This is a genomic window from Xanthomonas sp. WHRI 8393, from assembly GCF_040203315.1.
In the GTDB taxonomy this organism is placed as follows: Bacteria; Pseudomonadota; Gammaproteobacteria; order Xanthomonadales; family Xanthomonadaceae; genus Xanthomonas; species Xanthomonas arboricola.
The window spans coordinates 1,264,643-1,278,137 of record NZ_JBEGGL010000001.1; the positions used below are offsets into that span (position 1 = coordinate 1,264,643).

General features: G+C 65.9%; 10 protein-coding genes and 1 pseudogene. 9 read left to right on the forward strand and 2 right to left on the reverse strand.

The window, feature by feature from the left end; all coding sequences use genetic code 11:
* The 4 genes from cysT to ABQ137_RS05500 all read left to right on the forward strand — a co-directional run bounded on the left by cysT (window position 1) and on the right by ABQ137_RS05500 (window position 3,841).
* A complete protein-coding gene (gene cysT / locus ABQ137_RS05485; protein ID WP_039513378.1) occupies window positions 1-861 on the forward strand; it encodes a sulfate ABC transporter permease subunit CysT in 861 nt (286 codons plus the stop codon).
* On the forward strand, window positions 858-1,811 hold the full coding sequence (cysW, locus tag ABQ137_RS05490) for a sulfate ABC transporter permease subunit CysW (RefSeq protein ID WP_024938545.1): 954 nt from the start codon (window positions 858-860) through the stop codon (window positions 1,809-1,811). The genes cysT and cysW overlap by 4 nt, the downstream gene beginning before the upstream one ends.
* A 7-nt stretch (window positions 1,812-1,818) precedes the next feature.
* Window positions 1,819-2,850 (forward strand): sulfate/molybdate ABC transporter ATP-binding protein, encoded by a 1,032-nt coding sequence (locus ABQ137_RS05495; protein ID WP_016902217.1) that lies wholly within the window; start codon window positions 1,819-1,821, stop codon window positions 2,848-2,850.
* 274 nt (window positions 2,851-3,124) lie between these two features.
* Complete coding sequence (locus ABQ137_RS05500) at window positions 3,125-3,841, forward strand: TorF family putative porin (protein ID WP_024938543.1); 717 nt, start codon at window positions 3,125-3,127, stop codon at window positions 3,839-3,841.
* 653 nt (window positions 3,842-4,494) lie between these two features.
* On the opposite strand, the gene tdh is transcribed toward ABQ137_RS05500, so the two are convergent.
* A complete protein-coding gene (gene tdh, locus ABQ137_RS05505) occupies window positions 4,495-5,529 on the reverse strand; it encodes an L-threonine 3-dehydrogenase (protein WP_172641694.1) in 1,035 nt (344 codons plus the stop codon).
* A 357-nt stretch (window positions 5,530-5,886) separates the two neighbouring features.
* Complete coding sequence (locus ABQ137_RS05510) at window positions 5,887-8,232, reverse strand: TonB-dependent receptor (protein WP_184516324.1); 2,346 nt, start codon at window positions 8,230-8,232, stop codon at window positions 5,887-5,889.
* Window positions 8,233-8,426: 194 nt separating this feature from the next.
* Here ABQ137_RS05510 and ABQ137_RS05515 point away from each other — a divergent pair, with 194 nt between their 5' ends.
* The 5 genes and pseudogenes from ABQ137_RS05515 (at window position 8,427) to folC (ending at window position 13,491) form a co-directional block, all read left to right on the forward strand.
* The gene (locus ABQ137_RS05515) at window positions 8,427-10,508 is read left to right on the forward strand and encodes a phosphocholine-specific phospholipase C (RefSeq protein WP_184516327.1); all 2,082 of its coding nucleotides are present in this window, start codon (window positions 8,427-8,429) and stop codon (window positions 10,506-10,508) included.
* A 3-nt stretch (window positions 10,509-10,511) separates the two neighbouring features.
* A pseudogene (locus ABQ137_RS05520) lies at window positions 10,512-10,706 on the forward strand (S46 family peptidase); the annotation flags it as partial.
* Between the two features lie 98 nt (window positions 10,707-10,804).
* Window positions 10,805-11,449 (forward strand): histidine phosphatase family protein, encoded by a 645-nt coding sequence (locus tag ABQ137_RS05525; protein WP_016902223.1) that lies wholly within the window; start codon window positions 10,805-10,807, stop codon window positions 11,447-11,449.
* A gap of 98 nt (window positions 11,450-11,547) precedes the next feature.
* Window positions 11,548-12,048 (forward strand): hypothetical protein, encoded by a 501-nt coding sequence (locus ABQ137_RS05530; protein WP_104553638.1) that lies wholly within the window; start codon window positions 11,548-11,550, stop codon window positions 12,046-12,048.
* 150 nt (window positions 12,049-12,198) lie between these two features.
* The gene (gene folC, locus ABQ137_RS05535) at window positions 12,199-13,491 is read left to right on the forward strand and encodes a bifunctional tetrahydrofolate synthase/dihydrofolate synthase (RefSeq protein WP_184516331.1); all 1,293 of its coding nucleotides are present in this window, start codon (window positions 12,199-12,201) and stop codon (window positions 13,489-13,491) included.
* The last annotated feature ends 4 nt before the right edge of the window (window positions 13,492-13,495 follow it).

A 13,495-nucleotide genomic window follows, 5' to 3' on the forward strand; every position in this document is an offset into this window, starting at 1 on the left:
ATGCCGATGTCGGTTGCACCCCACCCAGCGCCGTCACCGCGCCGACGCGTGATGCCGGGGCTGGGCTTGAGTCTTGGAATCACGCTGACCTGGCTGGGACTGATCGTGCTGATCCCGCTGCTGGGCATCTTCATCAAGACCAGCGGGCTGGGCTGGGATGGGCTGTGGCGGGTGTGGAGCGAGCCGCGCGTGCTGTCGGCGTTGCGGGTGAGCTTCGGCACCGCGTTCGCGGCCGGCGCCTTCAATGCGGTGATGGGCACCTGGGTGGCCTGGGTGTTCGTGCGCTACAGCTTCCCCGGCAAACGTTTCTTCGATGCGGTGATCGACCTGCCGTTCGCATTGCCGACCGCGGTGGCCGGCATCGCGCTGACCGCGTTGTACGGCGGCAACGGCTGGGTCGGGCGCTGGCTGGAGGCGATCGGCATCAAGGTGGCCTACACGCAGTTGGGCATCGTGCTGGCGCTGGTGTTCGTCGGGTTGCCGTTCGTGGTACGGGTGGTGCAGCCGGTGCTGGCCGAGAGCGAGCGCGAGCTGGAAGCGGCCGCGGCCACGCTGGGCGCATCGCGCTGGCAGACAGTGTGGCGAGTGGTGCTGCCTGGGCTCTGGCCGGCAGTCCTGACCGGGTTTGCGCTGGCCTTCGCGCGTGGTGTGGGTGAGTACGGCTCGGTGATCTTCATCGCCGGCAACCTGCCCAATTCGACCGAGATCGCGCCGCTGCTGATCACCATCCGGCTGGAGGAATTCGACTATGCCGGCGCCACCGCGATTGCCGCGGCGATGCTGCTGCTGTCGTTCGTGATCCTGCTGGTGGTCAATACGCTGCAGGCACGCCTGCTGCGCTATCAACGGAGGACTGCATGAACGATGCTGTTTCGCCGCTGCCTGCCATGTTGCACACCCGCCAGATGACCGAACAGGCCCGCCGCATCACCGACTCGGCCACCAACGAGCCGCGTTGGGTGCAGTGGTTGATGATTGCGGGGGCGCTGCTGTTCCTGCTGGCGTTCCTGCTGCTGCCGCTGGTGCTGGTGTTTGCCGAGGCGCTGCGCGGCGGCTGGGAAACCTTTCTGCGCGCGATCGTCGACCCGGATGCATTGTCGGCGATCAAGCTGACCCTGATCGTCACTGCCATCGTGCTGCCGCTGAACCTGGTGTTTGGCGTGGCGGCGGCGTGGGCGGTCAGCAAGCACCAATTCCCCGGCAAGCGCTTGCTGATCAGCCTGATCGACCTGCCGTTCTCGGTGTCGCCGGTGGTGGCGGGCCTGATCTTCGTGCTGATCTTCGGCCGCAGCGGCTGGGCGTGGCCGTTGATCGACGAAGGCTGGCGACTGCAGTTGCCGTTTTTTGGCGAGTTGCTGATCCAGTTGCCGCGCATCGTGTTTGCGTTGCCCGGCATCGTGCTGGCGACGACCTTCGTCACCTTTCCTTTCATCGCGCGCGAGCTGATGCCGTTGATGGAGCAGCAGGGCAGCGATGAAGAACTGGCCGCCTTGAGCCTGGGCGCGAACGGCTGGCAGATGTTCTGGCGGGTGACCCTGCCGAACATCCGCTGGGGCCTGCTGTACGGCGTGTTGCTGTGCGCAGCGCGTGCGATGGGCGAGTTCGGTGCGGTGTCGGTGGTGTCCGGGCATATCCGCGGGCGCACCAATACACTGCCCCTGCATGTGGAAATTCTCTACAACGAATACGCCTATAGCGCCGCGTTTGCGTGTGCCTCGTTGCTGGCACTGACCGCGCTGCTGACGCTGGCGCTGAAGACGTACCTGGAATGGCGGCACGGCGATTCGCTCGCCGCCAACCACCGACATTGAGGTGAACATGGGCATCCGCATCCACCGCCTGCGCAAGCAGTTCGATACGTTCACCGCGCTGGACGACATTACCCTGGACGTGCGTCAGGGCGAGTTGCTGGCCTTGCTGGGGCCGTCCGGTTCGGGCAAGACCACCCTGCTGCGGATCATGGCCGGGCTGGAGCATGCCGATGGCGGGCAGGTGCTGTTTGGCGACGAAGACGCCACCCGCATGAGCGTGCAGTCGCGCCGGGTCGGCTTCGTGTTCCAGCACTACGCGCTGTTCAAGCATATGGACGTGTTCGAGAACATCGCGTTCGGCCTGCGGGTGCGACGCGGCAACGAGCGCTGGGCCGAAGCGCGTATCCGCGCACGGGTGGAGGAGCTGCTGGCGCTGGTGCAGTTGCAGGGCCTGGAGCAGCGCTATCCCACCCAGCTGTCCGGTGGCCAGCGGCAGCGTGTGGCCTTGGCGCGTGCGTTGGCGATCGAGCCGCGCGTACTGCTGCTGGACGAGCCGTTTGGTGCGCTGGATGCGCAGGTGCGCCGCGATCTGCGCCGCTGGCTGCGCGAACTGCACGAGCGGACCGGCCTGACCACGGTGTTCGTCACCCATGACCAGGAAGAAGCGCTGGAGCTGGCCGACCGGGTGGCGATCCTCAACCGTGGCCGCATCGAGCAGCTCGACACGCCGGCGATGATCTACGACAAGCCGGCTTCGCCGTTCGTGTATTCGTTCGTGGGGGCGGTGAACCGTATTCCCGGCGTGCTGGCGCAAGGCCAGATCCAGGTTGCCGGGCATGCCTTGCCGGCAGCCAATGCTGCGCTGGCGGCCGGCCCGGTCGAGGTTTACGTGCGGCCGGAAGATCTGGTGCCGGACGACGCTGGCTGGCCGGCCACGGTGGCCTGGTCGCAGCGTAGCGGGGCGCGTCTGCGCCTGCGTGCAACGCTGGAGCCAGCAGGCAATGAGGTGGAGGTGGAGCTGCCGGCATCGGCGGGCAGCTTTCAGCCCGGGCAGCAGTTGCGGCTGGCCGCGCGGCATTACGGCGTGTTTCCGGTCTGATCTAAGCCGGGATTCGGGATTGGGGATTGGGGGATTCGCAGAAGCGAAGCGAATCCCTGCCAATCCCGAATCCCCAATCTCCACTCCCGGCCCATCAAGATTCCGCGCCGGCGGTCGATGAGACAGAACGCTAACCGGCGTCATCTGCGCTTGAGCGTGTGCGCTGGGTCAAGCGAGCGCGACGTGTATGTTGCGCTGCAATGACGGTTGGACTAAGAAGTCATGGCAGTCCCGCCTTGCGCAATCCGACCGCCCATCGTTCCAGGAGATGTCCATGAAGCCGTCCTCGCTCGCGTGTTGTCTGTCGTTGCTGCTGCTCGGTGTGGTGCCGTTGGCACAGGCGCAGGACGAACAAGCCCCCGCTTCTCCCTTCAGCGGCACCTTTGCGGTGACCAGCGACTATCTGTTCCGCGGTATTTCGCAGACCAATGAAGAGCCCGCCTTCCAGGCCGGACTCACCTACAAGACGCCGTTCGGCCTGTACATCGGCACCTGGACGTCCAACGTCGACTACGGTGCCGGCGATCCGGATTGGGAAGTGGATGGCTTTGTCGGCTACAACACCGATCTGGGCACCAATTTCAATTTCGATGTGATGGTCAATCGCTACCAGTATCTGGGAGCAGGCGCGTCCAATTACGCCGAGTTGATCACCAAGACCACGTTCCTGAAAACCTATAGCCTCACCGTTGCCTACACCAACGATCTTTACGGCACCAAGACCGATGGCTATTACTACGCGCTGGATGCCAACTGGTCGCTGCCCTACGACTTCACCTTCGGCGCGCATGCGGGGCACAGTGTCTATACCTCGTCGCTGAGCCAGGTGGATCACGACTACAACGACTTCGGCGTGAATGTCGGCAAGGCCTTCGGTCCGCTGGGCCTGAGCGTTGGCTATTACGACACCAGCGAGGCGGCGGAATTCGGCTTCGGTCGGCAGAATTCGCAGAACCATCTGGTCGCGACTGCCACGGTCACCTGGCCGTGATGCGTGATGGCAATCGCTTGAACAGCGGCTCTAACGACTCGGCCGTGCAGTGGTAGTGGTGAGGCGGTAACAAGAGTTGATGCCCGGGTTCTTCAGTGTCTACATTTGAAGGACACCGAGGCTCAAGTCTCGTTGGTTTTGTCTTTGAGTGATGCATCGTGCGGATAGATCACTTGCGGAGCGGCTGATCTGCTGCCTGGCTGCAGGGCCCTTGCCCACCCACCGTCGCGGGACACGCCGCAAGGACGTCCATGTAGGCTCTTACGCGGCATCCATGCCGCGTAAGGTCCCGCGATGGTGAGCGGGCAAGGACTAGTCGAGATGGTCGGTGTGCACGGTAGGAGCAGTGCTTGATGCGCGCTGTTCGACAATGGTATGCAGGCTCAATATCCAATGTAGGTTGGGCGAAGCGTTTTCTTATGCGGTCACAGACTATTTCTCTGGTGCGGTGTCCTTGCCGGTTGCGGAACCCTTGGCGGCATGGATGGATGCCGCCAAGGCGCCTGCAGGGATGGATTCACCGCGTTTCCCGCGAGCGGCAAGGGCGCCGCGCCCTCAACCAGTGAGTTTTGCCTGCTGCGTTGCCAGTGCTCTGAAGATGGACATGCAAAAGGCGCCTTGCGGCGCCTTTTGCGTTGAAGCGTATTGGCCGATCAGTTCCAGCTCAACACGACCTTGCCGGCCTTGCCTTCTTCCATCAGGTCGAAGCCCTTCTGGAAATCGTCGATCGGCAATTGGTGGGTCAGTACCTTGTGCAGCGGGAAACCCGACAACACCAGTTGCGTCATCTTGTACCAGGTCTCGTACATCTTGCGGCCGTAGATGCCCTGCACGGTGAGGCCCTTGAAGATGATCTTGTCCCAGTCGCAACCGGCGCCGCGCGGCATGATGCCGAGCATGGCGATCTTGCCGCCGTGGTACATGCAGTCGAGCATGTCGTTGAAGGCGCGCGGGTTGCCGCTCATTTCCAGGCCCACGTCGAAGCCTTCCATGTGCAGGTCGGCCATGACCTCCTTGAGCGAGGTCTTGGACACGTTGACCACGCGCGTGGCGCCCATGTCGGCCGCCAGCTTGAGGCGGAAGTCGTTGACGTCGGTGACCACCACGTTGCGCGCACCGATGTGCTTGCAGATGCCGGCGGCAATGATGCCGATCGGTCCGGCGCCGGTGATCAGCACGTCCTCGCCGATCACGTCGAATTCCAGCGCGCAGTGCGCGGCGTTGCCGTAAGGGTCGAAGAACGCGGCCAGCTCCGAGGGAATCTGGTCGGGGATCGGCCACAGGTTGCTGGCCGGCATCACCATGTACTCGGCGAAGGCGCCGTTGACGTTGACGCCGATGCCGACCGTGTTGGGGCACAGGTGCGGGCGGCCGCCACGGCAGTTGCGGCAATGCCCGCAGACGATGTGGCCTTCGGCCGACACGCGTTGGCCGACCTGGTAGCCGGTCACCGCCGAACCGAGCTCGGCCACGCGGCCGACGAACTCATGGCCGATGGTCAGGCCGGGCTTGATGGTGCGCTGGCTCCACTCGTCCCACAGGTAGATATGCAGGTCGGTGCCGCAGATCGCGGTCTTTTCCAGCTTGATCAGCACCTCGTTGGGGCCGGGGCTGGGAACGGCGACCTGTTCCAGCCAGATGCCCTTGTTTGCTTCGCGCTTGACCAGCGCCTTCATCGTCTGCGCCATCTGGCGGGACCTGCTGAGTGAAAGTAAGACGGCGATTATATGCGGCGCGAGGTCGGGGCCATGCGGCGGTGCGGGAAGTGAGTGATGTCGGCTGACCCGGTTCATGGCGGGGTAGGGCCGGTGCCGTCCGTTTCCCCTCGGGAGAAGGTGGCGCGCAGCGCCGGATTAAGGGGCGCCTCAGAGATCTGTCGCCGCCTGCGATGGCAGGCGCGTCGCCAGGGTGAATGATCGGCGTCACCCTCACCCTCAACGCTCCAGCTCCGCGCCCCTGCCCGCACCCGCGGCGGGACGCTCCAAAGCACGCGCGCCTGGGTGCGCAAGCCGTGTCTTCTCGCCCGAGGGGAAGGGCGAGAAGACTCAGAACTTCACATCCAGACTCATGAAGTACTGCCGCGGTGCGCCGACCACCATGGTCTGGTTGTAGCCATCCGGATCGGAGGCGACATAGCCGTTGGTGCCGGTGCTGGCGAAATAGCGCTTGTCGGTGAGGTTGGTGATGTTGAGCGCCAACGCCACATCGGCCACCCCGCCCACGCGACCAAAGTCGTAGCGCGCGCCGGCATTGAACAGCCAGTACGAGGGCACCTGCGAATCGTTGAGGAAGGTGATGTAGCGCTTGTCGACGTACTTGCCGTCCAGATCCAGGCGCAGGTTGCCGAGCTGGTAGCTGGCGCTGGAGGAGAACATCAACGCGGGGATACCGACCACGTCCTTGCCGGAGGTGGCGACCACGCCGTTGTTGAGGTAATCGTCCTGGTAGCGCGAGCGGTTCCACGACAGCGAGTTCAACCAGCTCAGGCCCTCCACCGGGCGCCACATCAAGGCCAGATCGGCACCCGCGCTATGCACGGCGCCGACGTTGCTCAGGATCGCCGCGCAGGTCTGCACGGCGGTACACGGCGAGGTGGTCAACAAGCGGTTGGAGAACTTGGTGAAGTAGGCATCGGCCGACAGCTGGAACTGCGCATCCTGCACGCGGTAACCCACCTGCACGGTCTGTGATTCCTCCGGTTCCAGCGTGGAACGGCTGCGGTCGAACGCCGCCTGCGAGGTGCCGAACGGAGTGAAGCCGAACGCGGCGATGTTCTTGCTGTAGGAGGCGTACAGGTCCTGGCGCTCGTCCAGCTTGTAGTTCACGCCGACCTGCGGCAGGAAGTTGTCTTCGGCGCGGATGCGGCCCTGTGCCAGTGCGGTGGTCGGCACCAGCGATTGCGCGCGTGTGGTGGTGCTGAGCGCCTTCGCGCCGTAGTTGAGGGTCAGCCGATCGTCGAGCAGGCGCACGGTGTCCTGCAGGTACAGCATGCGGGTCTGGGTGGTGTAGCGCTGCAGGAAATCGCGACGGAATGGGGTCTGCGCTTCATACACGTTGTACAGCGAGGTATAGCCTTCATTGCCGAGCGCGAAGTAGTTGCGCTGCTGCGTGGTGCGTGCGTTTTCCGCCCACAGGCCCACTTCCAGATCGTGGTTGCCCCACGCCCATTTCAAGGCGCTGGTGCCGCCGAAACGATCCAGCCCGTAGTCGGTGGTGCGCATTGACAGCGGCACCTGCGCAGAGGTGCGTACATACGGCGTCACCCACTGACCTTCGCCACGATTGCCGTGGTAGTAGCCGGTGGCATCCAGGGTGGCGCCGCCGAACACGAACGTGCCCGACAGCCCGGCCAGGTTGTCGCGGCGCAGGCCGCCGCCGGCGTAGTAGCTGGCATCGAGCCAGCTGTAATCGTCCGGCAGCCCGGCCAGCGATTGCGGATAGCCGTTGGCCACGCCGCTGGTGGCCCCGGTGTTCTGATACGCACGCGCCATCTGCACGGCGGTGGCCCAATCCGGCTGCAGGTAGTCGTAGTCCCAGCCCAGTGCGCGCTGGCTGGTCAACGACAGGTCCATGTAGTCGTATTCCTTGCGCCGCGAGGTGTCCACGAACAGGCTCAGACGGTTGCCGTCGCCCCACTGGTAGACGGTCTTGAGGTTGGCCTGCTCGGACTGCTGGTCGCCGAAGCCTTTCCACTTGTCGGTGCTGGCATTGGCATAGGACAGGTACGCCGACAAGCCGTTGCGGTCGCCGGTGTCGCCGCGCACGAAGGTGCGGCGCGTGGCATCGCTGCCGACCGTTTGCACCAGGCGCAGGCCCGGCGTGCTCTGCGGGTCGGCGGAGTAGAACTGCATGGTGCCGCCAAGGTTGGTGTTGGACGCAGTGCCCAGCGCACCGGCGCCTTGCGCGATTTCCACCGAGCCGAGGTTTTCCGAAATGATGGCGCGGGTGATGTGCAGGCCGTTGGTGACGCCGTAGCTCATGTTGCCGAGCGGAATGCCATCGAGCGTGTAACCCAGCCGGCTCTGATCGAAGCCGTGCAGGGTGACCTGCGAGGACCACTCGTAGGTGCCGAACGGATCGGCCGACTGGAACTGCACGCCCGGCAGTTTTTCCACTGCCTTGAAGGCGCTGCTGCCCGGGGTCAGCTGCTCGATGTCCTGCCGGCTGATGCGCTGGACCTGGCGGGTGCTGCCTTGCGACACCACGTTGATCGCATCCAGCTGGGTGGCGTTGGTGGCGGCATCGGCAACGCTGGCCGGGGCATCGGCTACCGGCGCATCTGCACCGGCAATCGGATCGGCCGCCGGTGTGGCAGCAGAGGCGATGGCGGGGAGCAGCGCGGCCAGGGCAAGCGCCAGCGGAGTGACATGAAAACGGCGAGCGGAAGTCATGGGGGAATCCTGTTCGAGCACGGCTGAGGGCAACGCGCGGTGCAGGACCGGCGTTTCGCGACGCAGGGTGTCAACGACGTATGAAACATTGATGACGGTGGCTGTCGCAAAACTGTCGTGCTTGACCGCTATACGTGTCGTACCCGGCCGCACTGCGCGGCGACGTACACGTATTTCCTGCAGGTTCCGTAGCCATGACGTCCTCCCCCTCGCGCCGCGATTTCCTCAAGCGCGTCGCCGCGCTGACCGCCGCCGGCGTCATGCCGTCCTCGATCGGCCGCGCACTCGCGCTGCCGGCCAACTCGCGCACCGGCACGCTGCGCGACATCGAACACGTGGTGATCCTGATGCAGGAAAACCGCTCCTTCGATCATTACTTCGGTGCGCTGCGCGGCGTGCGCGGCTTCGGCGATCCGCGCCCGTTGCAGCTGCGCGACGGTCACCCGGTATGGAGCCAGCCGGCCGCCGATGGTCGTCGCCTGCTGCCGTTCGCCTTCGATTCGCAAGACTCCTGTGCGCCGTTGATCAAGAGCCTGGATCATTCGTGGAAAGCCGGTCACGGCCAGGACCCGGCGCGCTGGGCCGAGTACGACGCCTGGGTGCCGTACAAGGGCGAATTGACGATGGGATATTTCCAGCGTCACGACATCCCGTACTACCACGCACTGGCCGATGCGTTCACCATTTGCGATGGCTATTTCTGTTCGTTGCATGGGCCGACCAATCCCAATCGCATGTACCTGTTCACCGGCACCAGCGGCCCGAGCGTGGGCAATCTCGGCGCGCAGGCGGTGACCAATGCCGACGACGGAAACTGGACTGCCGACATGGCGCGCGACAAGCCCGGTTATGCGGCGATGGACTGGACCACCTATGCGCAGCGCCTGCAGGCCGCAGGCGTGGACTGGCGCGTGTACCAGGAGTACGACAACTTCGGCTGCAACTCGCTGGCGTATTTTTCGCACTACCGCGATCTGCACCCCGGCGACGAACGCTATCGACGCGCACGTGCCTGCGTGCCCGGGTCCACTGCAGACAATGCCGCCACCACGCAGGCTGATCATCTGATCGCCGCAATCGCCGCCGACGTGCAGGCCGATCGCTTGCCGCAGGTGTCCTGGATCGTGCCGCCCACCGCGTACTGCGAGCATCCGGAAGCGCCGCCGGCCTATGGCGAATCGCTGGTGGCGCGCCTGATCGATGCGCTCACCGCCAATCCGCAGGTGTGGGCGAAGACCGCGCTGATCATCAACTACGACGAGAACGATGGCTTCTTCGATCACGTTCCCGCAGCGCTGCCGGCACTGGATGCGCGCATGGGGCGCAGCAATGTCGATACGCGCGGGGAGGTCTACGAAGGTGTGCCGATGGGGCTGGGCATCCGCGTGCCGATGCTGGTGATCTCGCCCTGGACGCGTGGCGGCTGGGTCAATTCGCAGGTGTTCGATCACACCTCGGTGCTGCGCTTGCTGGAACGCCGCTTCGGTGTGGCCGAACCCAACATCAGCCCGTGGCGTCGCGCGGTCAGTGGCGATCTGACCAGCGTGTTCGATTTCCGCAAGCCGGACGATTCGGCACTGAGCGCATTGCCGTCGGTCGACGACTACCGCGCGCGCACCGCCGCGGTGCGCAACAAGCCGCTACCGGTGCCGCCGGCCCAGGCCAGCATGCCGCGGCAGGAGCCGGGACAACGTCCGGCGCGCGCGTTGCCGTATGCCTTGCAGGTGCATGCGCGCGAGCAGGGCGACGGCGGCGTGCAGCTGCAGTTCGTCAACAGCGGCGCTGCGGCAGCCGCGTTCAACGTCTACACCAGCGCTGCGAGTGGGGGCCCGTGGTACTACACCGTGTTGCCCGGCACCCGCCTCGACGATGTGCCGGTCGGCGCTGCGCACAACGATGCCTATGCGCTGAGCGTGCATGGACCCAATGGCTTCTTGCGCGAATTCGCCGGCGACCTCGCTGCGGCCGGGACGCAATCGGCTGCGCCATGGTTGGAGGCGCGGCAGGACGGCGAGGCGCTGGTGCTGGACATCGGCAATGCCGGGCAGCAGCCGTGCACGCTGCAACTGCGCGCGCTGGACTACGCAGACCCGACCGCGCGCTCGCTGCACCTGGCTGCAGGTCAGCGCCAGACCGTGCGTCTGGCGCTTGCTGCCAGCGATCACTGGTACGACGTGGTGCTGGAACAACCGGGCGCGGCATTCCGCCGCCGCCTGGCCGGGCATCTGGAGACCGGCAGGCCCAGCCGCAGCGATCCGGCATTCGGGCGCGCCTGAGCCGGCGCCGGGGGCGCACCGGTGATGGACGCGCAGGGCAGGCGGGTTGTTCTGGCCTCGACGGCAACCCAGCGTCGGTGGGCTACAACGGGATCTTCGATCCGGCGATGACCCGCACGGTCGCCGTGGATAGCCGGTATTTGCGCTGGGTCATGCCGGAGTCGCCCGGCATCGCAGCTGTTGCCGGAATTCGGCGTGTGCCGACGCGGGCGGCCGGCACCGCAGCGGGAGGGGTTATCATGCGCTCCCGTTTCGCTGCGGCGAGCCGGCCCCTTCCCCCAAGGAATCCCTCGCGCATGCGCATCCTGCTTGCCCGTCACGGCGAGACGCCGTGGAACGCCGAAGGCCGTTACCAGGGCCAGATCGATATCCCGCTGTCGCCGGTCGGCGAAGGCCAGGCCGCTGCCCTCGGCGCGCGTCTGCAATCGTTGGAGATCACCCGCGCGGTGGCATCGCCGCTGTCGCGTGCGCAGGCCACCGCCAGGCTGGCGCTGGGCAGCAACCGCGAAAGCCTGCTGCAGACCGATGCGGACCTGCAGGAAATCGCCCACGGCGAATGGGAAGGCCTGCTGGCCAGCGAGATCAACGACAAGGATCCGGCACGTCTGCGCGCCTGGCGCGACGAGCCCGATACCGTGCTGATGCCCGGCGGCGAGTCCCTGCGGCAGGTGCTGGACCGCAGCTGGCGCGGCCTGGCGCGCGCGGCCGAAGGCCTGGGCGCGGCCGATACCTTGCTGGTGGTCGCGCACGATGCGGTCAACCGCGTGATCCTGTGCAAGATCCTGGGCCTGCCGCTGTCCCGGCTGTGGACCTTCCGCCAGGCACCGACCACGCTCAACCTGCTCGAAGGCGAGGACGTGGATCACCTGGAAGTGGTGCGGCTCAACGACTGCGCGCACCACACGCCGTTTTTCGGTGAAGCCAAGCATCGGGCGCTGTAAGACAACGCCCGGCACGGACGCTGGATGAGACCGTGGCCTGTGATATCGGCACAATTGCCAGGTGGCCCAGGGCGCTTCGCTACGCTGTTTTTGGCAGCGTGTCCGGCCTGCTGGCGCTGGGGGCGTTCTCCGACTTCATTCCTGCGCCTTTCCTGTCCGGTCGGGCCTGGATAGCGCCGATGTTGCTGCTGGGAAGCGGTCTGACGGTATCGATCGTCGCGCCGGCCTATCGCATCGGCGGGTGGAAGGCGGTCGTTGGCAAGCAGCTGTTCAACACCGTGATGGCGCTCTGCCTGGCGCCGCCGCTCTTGGGATTGCTGTGCTGGCTGGTGCTGGCCAGAGGTGGGCCCTGGGTCTACACCCGCATCGCCGGTGTCGATTTCGAAGAGACGCATGTCATGCAGACCGCCGCCATGCCCGGCGCGCGAGCGTGCAAATACCGGTTGAGTGGCGGGCCGCTCGCGCATCGTTTTCCGGGCCATCTGTGCATCGACGAAGCGCAATATCGGCGTCATCCCGAGCAGCGCGTTTCGGTGCTGTTGCGCGGTCAACGCTCCGTGTTGGGCATGCGCATTGCGTCCATTTCCGATGTCCCCTGACTGCGGGCGACAGCGCTCCTCCAGTTGCTGGCTGAGGCGCGCGCACCCTGTCGGCCCATGCGACGGTGCGCGATCTGCCGGCGTGCCTGGTGATATGCGCTGCGCGCCGGCAAACGGCGATAATGCGCTTCTTCTCGCGCAGCCCTGACCGTGAACGCAACCGACTCCCTCTCCGACTGGCTCGCCTACATCGAGCAGCAGCATCCGCAGAACATCGCCATGGGCCTGGAGCGCGTGCGCGAGGTCGCTGCGCGGTTGCAGATTGAAGCGCCAGCCAGGCATGTCATTGTCGTAGGCGGCACCAATGGCAAAGGCTCCACCGTGGCCTTTATCGAGGCGATCGCGCAGGCCGCCGGCTGGAAGGTGGGCAGCTACACCTCGCCGCATCTGCTGCGCTACAACGAGCGCGTGCGCATCGACGGCAACGAGGCCGGCGACGCGCAACTGGTGGACGCCTTTGCCGCCGTCGAAGCGGCACGTGGCCAGACCGCACTGACGTATTTCGAATACGGCACGCTGGCGGCGCTGTGGCTGCTGCAGCGCTCCGGGCTGGACCTGGCGGTGCTGGAAATCGGCCTGGGCGGGCGCCTGGACGCGGTCAACATCATTGATTCGGATGTGGCGGTGATCACCACCGTGGATATCGACCACACCGATTGGCTGGGCGAAGACCGCGAGGCGATCGGCACCGAGAAGGCCGGCATCATCCGCGCCTGGAAGCCGGTGGTGCTGGGCGAAATCGACCCGCCGTCGAGCGTGTTGCGGCGGGCCTACCAGTTGGGCGCCAATGCGATCCGCGCCGGCAGCGACTATTTCTTCGAGCCGATCGAGGCGCAGCACCCGGACGCGCCGCAGTGGCGCTGGCGCGATGTTGCGGTGACCCTGGAGCTGCCGATGCCGGCCTTGCAGGCGCCGGTGCAACTGGCCAACGCCGCCGCGGCGATCGCCGTGTTGCAGGCCTTGCCGGTGGAACTGCCCGATGCCGCCTGGGCGCAGGGCATTGCCAATGCACGGGTGGCCGGGCGCCTGCAGCGCAGCGACATCGATGGCGTGCAGGTGCTGCTGGATGTCGGCCACAACCCGCAGGCCGCGCGCGCGCTGGCCGATGCGCTGGGCGCGCAGGCGCACACCGGCAGTACCCATGCGATCTACGCCGCATTGGCGGACAAGGATGTGCTGGGCGTGGTGGAGGCGGTGGGCGCGCAGGTCGACCATTGGGCCCTGGCCGGGCTGGACGGTGCGCGGGGGCAGTCGGCGCAGGCCTTGCAGGCCCGTCTGCAGGGCAGTGCCGCAGCGCAGGCGGCCTGCCATGGCGATGTGGCGGGCGCACTGCGCGCGGTGCTGGCGCAGGCCTCACCGGGCGATCGGGTGCTGGTGTTCGGCTCGTTTCATACCGTTGCCGACGCCCTAAGCGCACTTCGTTCAGTCCACCCGGGTCGGTAGCCCG